Raw genomic sequence first — 12022 nt, 5'->3', positions numbered from 1 at the left:
CCGGACCGGCCGTCGTGGCGCCGGTCATCGGGTCAGCCGCAGGCGGGTGACGGCGCGGGCGTCGGCCAGCTCGTAAGCCTCCGCGGCCACGCTGATGCGGCGGGCCGTCTCCTCGATCTCGGCGCCGATCAGCGCCAGCTGGCGCGAGGCGGCCTCGCCGGCCAGCTGGGCCGCCTCGACGGTGGCCCAGCGCGGCACCTGTGGCGGCGCCGGGTCGTCGGCGGCCGCGGCGCTCACCCGGTCGCCGGTGGCCGCCACGCCTGATGCCGCACGGCGCAGGGCCTCGATGTCGGCTTCGAGATCAGGATTCATCAGCAACCTCCCGGAGGGGCGAACGGATGCGACGAACTTAGGGGCCGCAAGGCCGCCGTGGGGTGGCCTGTGGACAACGTCCGCGGTTGTCCACAGGCCCGGATGACGAGCGCTGACTACCGATAGGGTTGGGCGGTGATCGTGGCTGTCGGCATCGATGTGGTCCTGGTGGAGCGCTTCGCCCGCGCTCTCGAGCGGACGCCGCTGCTGGCGACCCGGCTCTTCACCGAGGGCGAGCGGCTGAGCTCCACCGGCAATCCGCGGTCGGCCGAGTCGCTGGCCGCCCGGTTCGCGGCCAAGGAAGCGGTGGCCAAGGCGCTGGGCGCGCCCGCGGGCATGCTGTGGCACGACTGTGAGATCGTCGCCGACCCCGACGGCCGTCCCTGGCTGACCGTCTCGGGCACGGTCGCCGCGGTCGCCGCCGAGCGCGGGGTCAATCGGTGGCATTTGTCGCTCTCGCACGACGGCGGCATCGCCTCGGCCATGGTGGTCGCCGAAACGTGACGCGTGCCCCCGGCCTGTGCGGGGGTGGCCGCCGGATCCTGACGCGGCCGGCATGCGTGGGTGGGTCGCCGGGCATGTGTGGGCGGGCGCCGGGCGGAGTCGGAGCGCGGCGCGGCGGTGGCGGGCGTGAAAATGTCGCAGCCTTGCGCTAGAACCGTCGGCAACACGAGATGGGTGGAGGACCGATGCGGCAGGCATGGCGGGTCGCGGATGTGCGCGCGGCCGAGAAAGCTCTCATGGCGACGCTGCCCGAGGGCACGCTGATGCAGCGGGCCGCCGCGGGCCTGGCCCGCCGTTGCGCGTTGCTGCTGCAGGACACGGGCGGCGTCTACGGCGCGCGCGTGGTGCTGCTCGTGGGCAGCGGCGACAACGGTGGCGACACGCTGCTGGCCGGGGCGGCTCTGGCCCGTCGCGGCGCCCAGGTGCGGGCCCTGCTGATGCGGCCCGACCGGGTCCACCTGGCGGGTTTGCGGGCGCTGCGTGCGGCGGGCGGTTTCACCGTCCGTGAGCTGCCCGACCGGGCCGACCTCGTGCTCGACGGCATCGTCGGCATCGGGGCCAGCGGTGGCCTGCGCAAGCCCGCGGCGGCTGTGGCCGAGCGGCTGGGCGAGCTGCGCGGCCGCGACGGGGCGCGGCCCGCGGTGGTGGCGGTCGATGTGCCGAGCGGGGTGGCCGTCGACACCGGCGATGTGCCGGGGGCGGCGGTCACGGCCGACGTCACGGTCACCTTCGGCTGCCTCAAGCCGGCCCACGTGGTCGGCCCCGCCTCGGTGCGCTGCGGCCAGGTCGAGCTGGTCGACATCGGTCTCGGGCCGGTGCTGCGGGCCGATCCGGCCGTCTCGGTGCCCGGCTCCGCCGACATCGCTGCCTGGTGGCCGCATCCCGGCCCCACTTCCGACAAGTACACCCGCGGCGTGGTCGGCATCGCCACCGGCTCGGCGACCTACCCGGGGGCCGCCCTGCTCGGCGTGGGCGGCGCCCTGGCCGGCCCGACCGGCATGGTGCGCTATGTGGGCAGCGCCCATGAGGAGGTGGTGCGGGCGCATCCCTCGGTGGTGGCCGTGCCTCGCCTGGCCAACGCGGGGCGGGTGCAGGCCTGGGTGTGCGGTTCCGGCCTGGGCACCGACGAGCAGGCCCGCACGACCTTGCGCAGCGTCCTGGCCACCGCGCTGCCCGTGGTGCTCGACGCCGACGCGCTGACCCTGCTGGTCGACGGCAAGCACGCCACGGATCTGCGCCGCGACGCCCCGGTGGTGGTCACGCCGCACGACGGCGAGTTCAAGCGGCTGGCCGGCGAGGCGCCCGGTTCGGACCGGGCCGGCGCGGCGCTCAAACTGGCCTCCTGGATGAACGCGGTGGTGCTGCTCAAGGGCGACCGGACGATCGTGGCCACCCCGGCCGGCGCGGTCTGGGCCAATCCGACGGGCACGTCCGCGCTGGCCACGGCGGGCAGCGGCGACGTGCTGGCCGGTCTGCTGGGGTCGCTGCTGGCCGGTGGGCTGCCGGCCGAGCGGGCCGCGGTCGCGGCGGCGTACGCGCACGGTCTGGCCGGCCGCCGCGCCGCGCAGGACGGCCCGGTGAGCGCCCCCGACATAGCCGCCGCTCTGCGTCCCACCGTTCGTGACCTGACCAGTCAGTAGGCTGGGATTCATGTGGCAGGCCGAGGTCCGGATCGATCTGGACGCCATCCGGGACAACGTCGCGTTGCTGCGCGCCAGGACGACCGCCGAGGTCATGGCCGTCGTCAAGGGCGACGGCTACGGGCACGGCATGCTGCCCTCGGCGCGGGCCGCCCTCGCCGGCGGGGCGACGTGGCTGGGCGTGGCGACGCTCGAGGAGGGCCTGGCGTTGCGCCGGGCCGGGTTCGAGGTGCCCGTGCTGGCCTGGTTGCATTCGCCCGGGCAGCCGTTGCACGAGGGCGTGGCGGCCGGCATCGACCTCAACGCGGGCAGCCTCGAGCTGCTCGGTGAGCTGGTCACGGCGGCCCGGCGCGCCGAGCGCACGGCCCGGGTCCACCTCAAGCTCGACACGGGGCTGTCCCGTGGCGGCGCCACCCCGGCCGAGTGGCCCGCGCTGCTCGAGGCGGCCGCGAAGGCTCAGGCCGACGGCGACATCGAGGTGGTCGGCGTCTGGAGTCACTTCGTCTACGCCGACGAGCCCGGTCACGAGACCATCGACCACCAGTTGGCCGTTTTCGCCGAAGGGCTGGCCACCGCCGAGCGTTTCGGCATCGCCCCGCGCTATCGGCACATCGCCAACTCGGCGGCCACGCTGACCCGCCCCGACTCGCATTACGACCTGGTGCGTCCCGGCATCGCGGTCTACGGCCTGTCCCCGGTGGCCGGTGAGACCTTCGGGTTGCGCCCGGCCATGACGGCGCGGGCGCGGGTCGCGCTGACCAAGCGGGTGCCGGCGGGCCAGGGCGTCTCCTACGGCCACACTTATTTCACCGAGCGCGAGACGACCCTGGCGCTGGTGCCGCTGGGCTACGCCGACGGGGTGCCCCGCGCGGCCTCCAACGCGGGTCCGGTGCAGCTCGGCGGCAGACGGCGTACGGTGGCCGGCCGGGTCTGCATGGATCAGATCGTCCTCGACGTCGGCGACGACCCGGTGGTGTCCGGTGACGTGGCCACGCTGTTCGGGCCGGGCGACGACGGCGGGCCCACGGCCGACGACTGGGCCGAGGTCGTCGGCACGATCAACTACGAGATCGTGACCCGGTTCGGCAGCACCCGGGTCCCGCGGGTCTACGACGGAGGTGCCGCGTGAGCCCGGCCGGCAAACGAGCCAAGCAGGTCGGCATCGCCGGCGCGGCCGTCGGTGTGCTCGCCGCGGGCCTGGCCACCGCGTTCGCCGTCGAGCGGGTGCTGGTGCGGCGCTCGATCAGCGCGCCCGGCGACCCGCACGCCGACGAGCCGTTCGGCGACCAGCCGTACGACCGGGAGGTGACCGTCACCGCGGCCGACGGCACCGAGCTGCACGTCGAGATCGTCGAACCGCGCGAGAAGAGCGACAAGCCGACGGTCGTCTTCGTGCACGGCTTCGCGCTCGACATGGGCACGTTCTACTTCCAGCGCAAAGCTCTCACCGAACGCGGCGACCACCGTCTGGTCTTCTGCGACCAGCCCGGTCACGGCCGGTCGAGCCGGCTCAACTCCGGCGACTACGACATCGCCGCGCTGGGCAAGTCGCTGGCCGCGGTGCTCGACCGCACGTGTCCCGAGGGGCACATCATCCTGGTCGGCCATTCCATGGGCGGCATGACGATCATGGCGTTCGCCGAGCAGTATCCGGAGTGGTTCGGCCGGCGCGTCACCGGTGTGGTGCTCATGTCCACCTCGGCCGGTCTGATCGACAAGACCAAGCTGGGCCTGCCGTCGCTGGTGGCCCGGGCCAGCGCGCCGTTCTTCCCGCTCTGGGGCAAGGCGGCCCATCTGGGCGGCACCACCATCGACCGGGCCCGGGTGGTCTCCTCCGACCTGGCCTGGCTGCTCACCCGGCGGTATGGCTTCGGTGAACCCAAGCCCAGTCCGTCGTTGGTCACTTTCGTGGAGAACATGAACTCCAAGACCTCGGTCGAGACGCTGACCAAATACCTGCACACGCTCTACACTCACAACCGCTTCCCGGCCCTGTCCGCCCTGCGCGGCACCCCGGTGCTGGTGATCGTGGGCACACGCGACTATCTGACCCCGGTGACCCATTCCGAGGAGATCCTGCGGCACCTGCCCGACGCCGAGCTCGTCAAGGTCGACAACAGCGGTCACGTCGTGATGCTGGAGAAGGCCGACGAGGTCAACGCCGCGCTGCTGCCGTTCCTGGAGCGGATCTCGTGAAGCTGCCCACGGTGGACGACACCCGCGCGTTCGGGCGGCGGCTCGCCTCCGTCCTGCGCCCGGGTGATCTGCTGCTGCTCACCGGCCCGCTCGGTGCCGGCAAGACCGCGCTGGTGCAGGGCATCGGGGCCGGGCTCGGAGTGACCGACGCGATCACGTCGCCGACCTTCGTGATCGCCCGCGTCCACCGAGGACGGATCCCGCTGGTGCACGCCGACGCGTACCGGCTGGGTGACAGCCCCGACCCGCGGGCCGAGATCGACGACCTCGATCTGGACGCCTCGGCCGACGACGCGGTCACCGTCGTCGAGTGGGGCGCCGGCCTGGTCGAGCAGCTCAACGACGAATATCTGCTGGTGCGGCTCGACCGCCTGGAGGACGACACCCGGGTGGCCGAGCTGATCCCGTACGGCGGAGACTGGGCCGCGCGCATCGCGCGCCTGCACACACTTGAGGAGAGACCTTGAATCTGGCGGAGTTGCTGCCGGCCGAGTGGCGAGCCGAGCTTGCCGGTTTTCTCGACGAGAAGGCCACGGCCGCGCTGGGCGAGTTCGTGGCCTCGGAATACGCGACCCACACGATCTATCCGCCGATCGAGGACCTCTTCTCGGCGTACCGGCTGTGCCTGCCCGAGCAGACCCGGGTGCTGATCCTGGGGCAGGACCCGTATCACGGCCCGGGCCAGGCCCACGGGCTCAGTTTCAGCGTGCGCGAAGGTGTGAAGATCCCGCCGTCGCTGCGTAACGTGTTCAAGGAGCTGGCCGAGGACGTCGCGGTCGCGCCGCCGGCCACGGGCGACCTCACCGGCTGGGCGCGGCAGGGTGTGCTGCTGCTCAACGCGGTGCTGACCGTGCGGGCGGGGGCAGCCGCATCGCACGCGGGCAAGGGCTGGGAGGCGTTCACCGACGCCACGATCCGGGCCCTCGACGCCCGCGACGACCGGGTGGTGTTTCTGCTCTGGGGCGGTTACGCACGCAAGAAGGCGGCACTGATCACCAACCCGGCCCACGTCGTGCTCGAGGCGGGGCACCCGAGCCCGCTCAACCGCGAAGGCTTCCGCGGCGCCCGTCCGTTCAGCGCGGCCAACAAGGCCCTCGCCGACGGCGGTCGTCCGGTCATCAACTGGGATCCGCGCACCGCGGGTTAGGGTCGAAACGTGCTGGTACTGGCTCTGGACACCGCAACGCCCGCGTCGACCGCGGCGCTGGTGGAAGTGACCGCCGACGGTCTTCGCGGCCTCGCCGAGCGGCGCACCGTCGACCCCCGCGCGCACGGGGAGAAGCTGGCCCCCGAGATCGAGGCCACCCTGGCCGAGTCGGGGGTGGGCCCGCGTGACCTCGGCGCGATCGTGGCCGGGCTCGGGCCGGGGCCGTTCACCGGTCTGCGGGTCGGCCTCGTCACGGCCGCGAGCATGGGGCAGGCGCTCGGCATCCCCACGTACGGGGTCTGCTCGCTCGACGGTCTGGGCCGGGCCGCCGGGCCGGGACGGGTACTGATCGCCACTGACGCCCGGCGGCGTGAGGTCTACTTCGCGACCTACCTCGACGGCGTCCGGGTGCTGGGGCCCGACGTCGCCCGTCCGGGTGACGTGGCCGCCGCGATCGTCCGCGCCGGCACCCCGACCCGCAGCCGCGCCCGCAACAGCGCCGCCACCGACGCCGCCGCCCTGGCCGAGTCCGAGACCCTGGAGGCCGCGATCTCGCTGGTCGGCGTGGACGCGGCCCGGGTCGCCGCCGCGCTGGCCCGGGCCGAGGCGGCCGACCTGATCGGCCAGGCCACCGCCCGCGACGACGGGGTCGACCTGACCGGCCGCCAGACCGAGGCCCCGGCCGCGGGCGTCGACGGACTGGTCGACCGGGCCGCGGGCGAGGGCGCCCTGAAGTACGGCGGCCTGTTCAATGTGCCGGTCGAGGAGCACCTGCTCTATCCGCCCGGCGCCGCCCTGGTCGCGCTGGCCGCCGAGCGTATCCGCGCGGGCGCGCCCACCGAGGCCCTGACCCCGCTCTATCTGCGCCGCCCGGACGCCGTCGAACCGGCCGGCCGCAAACCGGTGCTGACCTGATGCGGGTCGAGCGTTTCCGCTGGTGGCACATCGCCGAGGTGGTCCCGTTGGAACGAGACCTGTTCGGTGACGAGAAGTGGACGGCGGCGATGTTCTGGAACGAGCTCGCCCAGCGCAACTTCTACGTCGTCGCGCTCGGTGACGAGGACGAGGTGCTCGGCTACGGCGGGCTGGCCGCCACCGTGGACGAGGCGTGGGTGCAGAACATCGCCGTCCGCAAGTCCGGCCAGCGCCGCGGCACCGGGCGCAGGCTGCTCGAGGCGTTGCTCGACGAGGCCCACCGGCTCGGCATCAAGCAGACCCTGCTCGAGGTGGCGGTCGACAACGAGCCGGCCCAGCGTCTCTACGCCACGTACGATTTCGAGCCCGTCGGCATCCGGCGCGGCTATTACCAACCGAGCAACACGGACGCCCTGGTGATGATGCGCAATGGCTGACGAGCCCCTGGTCCTCGGGATCGAGACCTCCTGCGACGAGACCGGCATCGGCATCGTGCGCGGGCACACCCTGCTGGCCGACGCGCTGGCGTCCAGTGTGGACCAGCATGCCCGGTTCGGCGGCGTCGTGCCCGAGGTGGCCAGCCGGGCCCACCTGGAGGCGATCGTGCCGACCATGCAACGCGCGCTCGACGAGGCCAAGGTCACCCTGGCCGACATCGACGCGATCGCCGTCACCAGCGGACCGGGTCTGGCCGGGGCCCTGCTCGTCGGGGTGGCCGCGGCCAAAGGGTACGCGTTGGCCGCCGACAAGCCGGTCTACGGCGTCAACCACTTGGCGGCGCACGTGGCCGTCGACACGCTCGAACACGGCCCGCTGCCCGAACCCGCGATCGCCATGCTGGTCTCGGGTGGACACTCGTCGTTGCTCCTGGTCGACGACCTCACCAACGGGGTCACGCCGCTGGGGGCCACCATCGACGACGCCGCCGGCGAGGCGTTCGACAAGGTGGCGCGCCTGCTCGGGCTCGGCTTCCCCGGTGGGCCGATCATCGACCGTACGGCCAGGGAAGGGGACCCGGCGTCGATCGCGTTCCCTCGCGGTCTCACCGCACCCAAGGACCTCGCCGCCCACCGCTTCGACTTCTCGTTCTCCGGGCTCAAGACGGCTGTGGCCCGCTGGGTCGAGGCGCGCGAACGCGCCGGCGAACCGGTGCCGATCGCCGACGTCTCGGCCTCGTTCCAGGAGGCGGTGTGTGACGTGCTCACCGCGAAGGCGATCGAGGCGTGCCGGACCAACGGCGTACAGACCTTGGTCATCGGCGGTGGCGTGGCGGCCAACTCGCGGCTGCGGGTGCTGGCTGAGGAGCGCGCGGCCAAGCACGGCATCGAGGTGCGGGTGCCCCGGCCGGCGCTCTGCACCGACAACGGCGCGATGGTGGCGGCGCTCGGCTCACGGCTCGTGGCGGCCGGGGTGGCGCCGAGTCGTCTCGATCTGCCTGCAGACTCGGCGATGCCATTGACCGCGGTCAGCGTGGCGGGGTAGGAAGCCAACATGATCGCGCGGATGTGGGAGATACGCGCCTCGCTCAGCGGCTTCGACGAGCTGCTGTCGTGGGTGTGCGACGTGGCGGTGCCGCGTGTCGAAGTGCTGCCGCAACACGTGTCGAGCGACGTGTTCTCGTCCACCGACAACCGCATCGTGGTCATCTCGAAGTGGCGCCACAGCCCGGAAAACCTGCCCGCGCCGCCGCCCCATCTGATCGCCCGCGCGCCCCACGTGTGGGACTTCACACCTGTGGACCGCTGAGGAAAACGCGTCGCAAACTGTCGTACCCCGGTCGTAACGTCGGGGCTGCGATGAGGAACCTTCCCGAGGCCGATCCCGGCCCACCCGACGACCGCTCACCCGTCCGATATCTACGCTGGCTGATCAGCCGTTACCGGCGATCGGTGTACGCGGCGATCGTGCTGGCCATCCTCTGGATGCTCTGCCAGGCCTTCGTTCCCGCCATCGTCGGCAAGGCAATCGACGCCGCCACCGGTAGCGACCGCCGAGGCCTGCTCATCTGGAGTTCGGCGCTGCTCGCGGCGGGCATCGGGCAGGCCGCGTTCGGCATCGGGCGGCACCGGTTCGCAGTGGTCAACTTCGTGGGCGGCATGTTCAGCACGGTCCAGATCACGGTGCGCAAGGCGAGCCGGCTGGGGTCGGCGCTGTCCCGGCGGCTCGACACCGGCGAGGTCGTCGCGATCGGCACGGCCGACATCCGGCAGATCGGCGCCGCGATCGACATCACCGCCCGCGGCACCGGGTCGTTGCTGGCCGTCGTCACCGTCGCCGTCATCCTGCTCACCACGTCGGTGCCGCTCGGCCTCGTCGTGGTGCTGGGTGTGCCGCTGCTGATGTCGATCGTCGCCCTGCTCATCCGGCCCCTGCACGGCCGTCAGCAGGCCACCCGCGAGCAGCAGGGGCTGCTCACCGGGCGCGCGGCCGATCTGGTGGGCGGCCTGCGGGTGCTCCGCGGCGTGGGTGGCGAGGCAGTCATGGGCGAGCGCTACCGCGAGGAGTCGCAGGTGCTGCGTGCGGCCGGGGTGCGCACGGCGCGGGTCGAGTCGCTCCTCGAGGCGGCCCAGGTGCTGCTGCCGGGCATCTTCCTGGTGCTGGTCACGTGGCTGGGGGCCAGGTTCGCGCTCGACGGGCACATCACCGTGGGCCAGCTGGTCTCCTTCTACGCGTACGCGGCCTTCCTGGTCACGCCGTTGCGGCAGCTCACCGAGGCGATCGACAAGCTGACCCGCGGCCACGTCTCGGCCCGGCGGGTGGTGTCGATGCTCCGCGCGCGCACCGACCTGCCCGACCCCGCGGCCCCGGTCGGCGCCGACCGGTTGCGCGGCCCGCTGACCGACCCGGCGTCCGGGGTGACGATCCGGCCCGGCCGCACGACGGCAATCGTCGCCACCGTGCCCGCCGAGGCCGCCGCGATCGCCGACCGGCTGGGGCGGTATGCCGACGGCGCGCTGGCCGACGGGGTGCCGCTGGGCTCGTTCGAGCTGGCCGCCGTGCGCGAGCGGATTCTGGTCGCCGACAACGACGCCCGCTTGTTCACCGGGCCGCTGCTCGCCGACCTCGACCCAGGCGGCACCGGCCGTCTCCCTGACGCGCTGCACACCGCGGCGGCCACCGACATCGTCGAGGCGCTGCACGACGGCCTCGACAGCGAAGTGGCCGAGCGCGGTCGCACGTTCTCCGGCGGTCAGCAGCAACGCCTGCGGCTGGCCCGGGCGCTGGTGGCCGACCCCGAGACGCTGATCCTGGTCGAGCCCACGAGCGCGGTCGACGCCCACAGCGAGGCCCGCATCGCCGACCGGCTGGTGAGCGCCCGGGCCGGCCGCACGACGGTGATCTGCACGTCCAGCCCGCTCGTGCTCGACCGCACCGACCAGGTCGTCTTCGTCGACCAGGGCCGCGTCGTGTCCGTCGGCACCCACCGCGACCTGCTCCACGACGAGCCCCTTTACGCCCGCACGGTGCTGCGGGAGGAGACGGCATGAGCACCTTGCTGCCCGTCGCGGGCTCCGCCCAGGTCCGGCGCTACGCCCGTGACCTGCTGCGCCGCTATCCCCGAGCGCTCGGCCTGACCATCGGGCTGCATGTGCTGGCCGCCGTCGCGGGTCTGGTCGGGCCGCGCCTGCTGGGCGATCTGGTCGAGGCGATCCGGCACGGTGAGGGCATCGGCGTGGTCGACCGGCTGGCCGCCATGATCGCCGGGTTCGTCGTGCTGCAGGCGGTGCTGGTCCGCTTCGCCTATGTGGCGTCGGCCCAGCTCGGCGAGCGGATCCTGGCCCGGCTCCGCGAGGAGTTCGTCGAGCGGGTGCTCGCACTGCCGTTGTCCACGGTGGAGCGCGCGGGCTCCGGAGACCTGCTGACCCGGACCACCCGGGATGTCGACGCGCTGTCGCGATGTGTGCGGCTCGCGGTGCCCGAGACGATGATCGCGCTGATCACCGTGGCCCTGGTGGTCGGCGCGCTCGTGCTGACCGGACCGCTGCTCGCGTTGCCGCTGCTCATCGCCGTGCCCATCATCGTGGTGGGCACGCGGTGGTATCTGCGCCGGGCCCCCGCGGGCTATCTGCGGCAGAACGCGGTCTACTCCACTGTGACCGACGGGCTGGCCGAGACGGTCGAGGGCGCCCGCACGGTCGACGCGCTGCGCCGCCAACAACAGCGGATCGATCGCTCCGACGCCGACCTGCGTGTGTCGTGGGCCGCCGAGAAATACACACTCTTCCTCCGTACGGTGTGGTTCCCCGTCATCGAGGTGAGCTATGTGCTGCCGGTGGTCGCGACCCTGCTCGTCGGCGGCTGGCTCTATCTGCACGGCACGGTGTCGCTGGGCCAGCTGACGGCCGCGGTGATCTATGTGCAGTTGCTGATCGACCCGCTCGACCGGCTGCTCGGCTGGCTCGACGAGGTGCAGATCGGCGCGGCCTCGCTGGCCCGGCTGCTCGGCGTGGCCGCCGACGACGAGGCCCCGGCCGCGACCGCCGCCGAGCCGAAGGGGGCTCGCATCGAGGTCCGCGACCTGCGCTTCTCCTATGTGGCCGGGCGGGAGGTGCTGCACGGCATCGACCTGACCCTCGAACCGGGGGAGCGGCTCGCCGTCGTCGGGCCGTCCGGCGCGGGCAAGTCGACACTGGGCCGCCTGTTGGCCGGCGTGCATGAGCCGACCGGCGGCACGATCACGGTGGGCGGGGTGCCGCTGCCCGAGTTGCCGCTCGACCGGCTGCGCACCGAGGTGGCGCTGGTGACGCAGGAACATCACGTGTTCATAGGGACGGTCCGCGACAACATCGCGATGGTGCGGCCCGGCGCCGCGGAGGACGAGGTGCGGTCGGCGTTGTCCGCCGTGCACGCGCTGGAGTGGGCGCTCGCGCTGCCCGCGGGGCTCGAGACGGTCGTCGGCGCGGGCGGTCACCCGTTGACGGCGGCGCAGGCGCAGCAGCTCGCGCTGGCCCGGCTGGTGCTGGCCGACCCGCACACGCTGGTGCTCGACGAGGCCACGTCGCTGCTCGACCCGCGGGCCGCCCGCGATCTCGAACGTTCGCTGGCGGCCGTGCTGCACGGGCGCACGGTCGTGGCGATCGCGCACCGCCTGTTCTCGGCCCACGACGCCGACCGGGTGGCGGTGGTCGAGGACGGGCGCATCACCGAGCTGGGTTCGCACGACGAGCTGGTGGCGGCCAACGGCCCGTACGCGGCGTTGTGGCGCTCCTGGCACGGCGAACGCATCCCTGACCCGGGCGAGCCGGCCCCGGCGACCCGCTGACATCCCGCAGGCGGGCGCTGAGGGTAGCCGGGCAGGAGGCGCGGC

13 protein-coding genes are annotated in these 12022 nt (G+C 73.1%); 12 read left to right on the top strand and 1 reads right to left on the bottom strand.

Features of this window, described 5'->3' with window-relative positions; translation table 11 throughout:
- Positions 1-24: 24 nt before the first annotated feature.
- Positions 25-312: a hypothetical protein gene (locus BKA14_RS27220; protein ID WP_184953685.1), complete on the bottom strand. Its 288-nt coding sequence runs from the start codon at positions 310-312 to the stop codon at positions 25-27.
- Between the two features lie 135 nt (positions 313-447).
- On the opposite strand from BKA14_RS27220, the gene BKA14_RS27215 reads away from it, so the two are divergent.
- The 12 genes from BKA14_RS27215 (at position 448) to BKA14_RS27160 (ending at position 11977) form a co-directional block, all read left to right on the top strand.
- Positions 448-816: a holo-ACP synthase gene (locus BKA14_RS27215; protein ID WP_184953684.1), complete on the top strand. Its 369-nt coding sequence runs from the start codon at positions 448-450 to the stop codon at positions 814-816.
- A 185-nt stretch (positions 817-1001) separates the two neighbouring features.
- Entirely contained in the window at positions 1002-2456 is a 1455-nt protein-coding gene (locus tag BKA14_RS27210; RefSeq protein WP_184953683.1) for an NAD(P)H-hydrate dehydratase, read from the top strand.
- Positions 2457-2466: 10 nt separating this feature from the next.
- Positions 2467-3585: an alanine racemase gene (gene alr, locus BKA14_RS27205; RefSeq protein ID WP_184953682.1), complete on the top strand. Its 1119-nt coding sequence runs from the start codon at positions 2467-2469 to the stop codon at positions 3583-3585.
- On the top strand, positions 3582-4652 hold the full coding sequence (locus BKA14_RS27200) for an alpha/beta fold hydrolase (RefSeq protein WP_184953681.1): 1071 nt from the start codon (positions 3582-3584) through the stop codon (positions 4650-4652). Before alr ends, BKA14_RS27200 begins: the two co-directional genes overlap by 4 nt.
- Positions 4649-5119 carry a tRNA (adenosine(37)-N6)-threonylcarbamoyltransferase complex ATPase subunit type 1 TsaE gene (gene tsaE, locus BKA14_RS27195; protein ID WP_184953680.1) on the top strand — a complete coding sequence of 157 codons (471 nt, stop codon included), beginning with the start codon at positions 4649-4651 and terminating at the stop codon, positions 5117-5119. Before BKA14_RS27200 ends, tsaE begins: the two co-directional genes overlap by 4 nt.
- Positions 5116-5799: a uracil-DNA glycosylase gene (gene ung / locus BKA14_RS27190; protein WP_184953679.1), complete on the top strand. Its 684-nt coding sequence runs from the start codon at positions 5116-5118 to the stop codon at positions 5797-5799. Before tsaE ends, ung begins: the two co-directional genes overlap by 4 nt.
- Positions 5800-5808: 9 nt before the next feature.
- The gene (gene tsaB, locus BKA14_RS27185) at positions 5809-6714 is read left to right on the top strand and encodes a tRNA (adenosine(37)-N6)-threonylcarbamoyltransferase complex dimerization subunit type 1 TsaB (RefSeq protein WP_184953678.1); all 906 of its coding nucleotides are present in this window, start codon (positions 5809-5811) and stop codon (positions 6712-6714) included.
- Positions 6714-7151 (top strand): ribosomal protein S18-alanine N-acetyltransferase, encoded by a 438-nt coding sequence (gene rimI / locus BKA14_RS27180; RefSeq protein WP_184953677.1) that lies wholly within the window; start codon positions 6714-6716, stop codon positions 7149-7151. The genes tsaB and rimI overlap by 1 nt, the downstream gene beginning before the upstream one ends.
- A complete protein-coding gene (tsaD, locus tag BKA14_RS27175; RefSeq protein WP_184953676.1) occupies positions 7144-8196 on the top strand; it encodes a tRNA (adenosine(37)-N6)-threonylcarbamoyltransferase complex transferase subunit TsaD in 1053 nt (350 codons plus the stop codon). The genes rimI and tsaD overlap by 8 nt, the downstream gene beginning before the upstream one ends.
- 9 nt (positions 8197-8205) lie before the next feature.
- Positions 8206-8460: a hypothetical protein gene (locus tag BKA14_RS27170; RefSeq protein ID WP_184953675.1), complete on the top strand. Its 255-nt coding sequence runs from the start codon at positions 8206-8208 to the stop codon at positions 8458-8460.
- 50 nt (positions 8461-8510) lie between these two features.
- Positions 8511-10202, top strand: coding sequence for an ABC transporter ATP-binding protein (locus BKA14_RS27165; RefSeq protein ID WP_184953674.1), 1692 nt, complete (start codon positions 8511-8513; stop codon positions 10200-10202).
- Positions 10199-11977, top strand: a complete 1779-nt coding sequence (locus tag BKA14_RS27160; protein WP_184953673.1) for an ABC transporter ATP-binding protein — start codon at positions 10199-10201, stop codon at positions 11975-11977. The genes BKA14_RS27165 and BKA14_RS27160 overlap by 4 nt, the downstream gene beginning before the upstream one ends.
- Positions 11978-12022: the final 45 nt, after the last annotated feature.

The organism is Paractinoplanes abujensis, assembly GCF_014204895.1.
GTDB classification, from domain to species: domain Bacteria; phylum Actinomycetota; class Actinomycetes; order Mycobacteriales; family Micromonosporaceae; genus Actinoplanes; species Actinoplanes abujensis.
Note: the sequence above shows the minus strand (reverse complement) of the source record. Positions and strands in the feature narration are given on the sequence as shown.

What these genes read in the sequence shown, in the direction of transcription:
- BKA14_RS27220 (WP_184953685.1), bottom strand. Translation starts at nt 312, where the DNA reads ATGAATCCTGATCTCGAAGCCGACATCGAGGCCCTGCGCCGTGCGGCA.
- BKA14_RS27210 (WP_184953683.1), top strand. Translation starts at nt 1,002, where the DNA reads ATGCGGCAGGCATGGCGGGTCGCGGATGTGCGCGCGGCCGAGAAAGCT.
- alr (WP_184953682.1), top strand. Translation starts at nt 2,467, where the DNA reads ATGTGGCAGGCCGAGGTCCGGATCGATCTGGACGCCATCCGGGACAAC.
- rimI (WP_184953677.1), top strand. Translation starts at nt 6,714, where the DNA reads ATGCGGGTCGAGCGTTTCCGCTGGTGGCACATCGCCGAGGTGGTCCCG.
- tsaD (WP_184953676.1), top strand. Translation starts at nt 7,144, where the DNA reads ATGGCTGACGAGCCCCTGGTCCTCGGGATCGAGACCTCCTGCGACGAG.
- BKA14_RS27170 (WP_184953675.1), top strand. Translation starts at nt 8,206, where the DNA reads ATGATCGCGCGGATGTGGGAGATACGCGCCTCGCTCAGCGGCTTCGAC.
- BKA14_RS27165 (WP_184953674.1), top strand. Translation starts at nt 8,511, where the DNA reads ATGAGGAACCTTCCCGAGGCCGATCCCGGCCCACCCGACGACCGCTCA.
- BKA14_RS27160 (WP_184953673.1), top strand. Translation starts at nt 10,199, where the DNA reads ATGAGCACCTTGCTGCCCGTCGCGGGCTCCGCCCAGGTCCGGCGCTAC.